At 70.3% G+C, this 1,625-nt stretch carries 1 protein-coding gene; it reads left to right on the forward strand.

Annotated features, from left to right (window positions below; all coding sequences use genetic code 11):
* Positions 1-100 precede the first annotated feature (100 nt).
* On the forward strand, positions 101-1,546 hold the full coding sequence (locus DCO49_RS20010; RefSeq protein WP_116865467.1) for an ExeM/NucH family extracellular endonuclease: 1,446 nt from the start codon (positions 101-103) through the stop codon (positions 1,544-1,546).
* Positions 1,547-1,625 lie beyond the last annotated feature (79 nt).

Here is a 1,625-nt window from a genome sequence, read left to right on the forward strand (position 1 = left end):
ACCACCCCGGCTTTGCCTACCAAGGCCGAAACCTGGCCTGCAAACGGGCCTGCACATTTCGGGGTTAGTCTGTGCGCCCATTTCGTGGAGTCGCCCGTCGATGCGCCGCCGTTCCCTCGCCCTTGCCCTGTCCCTGCTGCTGCCGGCCACCGCCTTTGCCCAGGCCCAGCCACAGGCCGCGCCGACCCCGACCTCCACCACCGCTCGCAGCAAGGCCCCGGTCGTGCTGACCACGGCCCCGGCCGACTGGCGCGCGCTGGATGGCCAGCACGTGCGCATCGCCGCTCCGCTCACCCTGGCCGGCACCGATGGCCTGGAGCGCTTCGGCCAGCTCACCGTGGCCTTCGATGGCCGCCTCTGGCAGCCCACCGAAGTGGCCGCGCCGGGCACCGCCGGCATCGAGCAGGTAATGGCCGACAACCAGCGCCGCCGCCTGGTGCTCGATGACGGCAGCGATGCCCGCGACCCGGGCAGCGTGCCGTACCTGCCTGGCAACCCGGTGCTGCGCACTGGCATGCAGCTGCGCAACGTGGAAGGCATCGTGCGGGTGGATGCACGGGGCCGCCCCAGCCTGCAGGTGCAGGGCACGCTGAAGCTGCCGGACCTGCAGCGCCCGGCGGTGCCGAAGGTGGCCGGCGACCTGCACATCGCCGCCTTCAACCTGGAGAACTTCTTCAACGGTGATGGCCAGGGCGGTGGTTTCCCGACCCTGCGCGGCGCGCGGACGCTGGACGAACACAAGGCCCAGGTGGCCAAGCTGGTCACCACCGTCAACTCGCTCGGCGCCGACGTCGCCGCGCTGATGGAACTGGAAAACGACGGCTACGGCCCGCAGTCGGCCATTGCCGAACTGGTCGATGCGCTCAACCGCGACCGCGGTGCGCAGGGCGACTGGCGCTTCGTCGACGCCGGCAACGGCCCGGGCGACAATCCGATCCGCGTCGGCATCATCTACCGCAGCAGCCGCCTGCAGCCGCTGGGCAAGCCGGCCACGCTGACCGGCGGCCCGTTCGTCGAGCACAGCCGCGTGCCGCTGGCGCAGGCGTTCCAGGCCAAGCAGGGCGCGCCGTTCGTGGTGGTCGCCAACCACTTCAAGTCCAAGGGCTGCCGCGAGGCTGCAGGCGCCGATGCCGACCGCAACGACGGCCAGGGCTGCTGGAACGCCACCCGCGTCACCTCGGCCGAGCAGTTGAACGACTGGCTGCAGACCAACCCGACCGGCACCGGTGCCCAGGACGCGGTGCTGCTGGGCGACTTCAACGCCTATGCGCAGGAAGACCCGATCCGCACCCTGCATGACCTCGGCTGGCAGGACGCCTTCAAGGTGGCCAAGGTCGAGCACCCCTACAGCTACGTCTACAACGGCTACACCGGCCGCCTCGACCACGCGCTGCTGAGCCCGGGCATGGCCAAGCGCCTGCGCGCGGCCGCCGAATGGCACAGCAACGCCGACGAACAGGACGCCAGCGGCTACCAGGGCCGCAGCGTGCCGGGCCCGTGGCGCAGCTCCGACCACGACCCGCTGCTGCTGGGTTTCGATAAATAACCCTACGCCGGGTCACGCCCGGCGGCTTTCTGTAGAGTCGAGCCATGCTCGACTGTCTTTGGAGACGCAGTCGAGCATG

The sequence above is a fragment of the Stenotrophomonas sp. SPM genome (genome assembly GCF_003105135.1).
Taxonomy (GTDB): domain Bacteria; phylum Pseudomonadota; class Gammaproteobacteria; order Xanthomonadales; family Xanthomonadaceae; genus Stenotrophomonas.

Coding starts and splice junctions, on each gene's coding strand:
- DCO49_RS20010 (WP_116865467.1), top strand. CDS start 101: ATGCGCCGCCGTTCCCTCGCCCTTGCCCTGTCCCTGCTGCTGCCGGCC.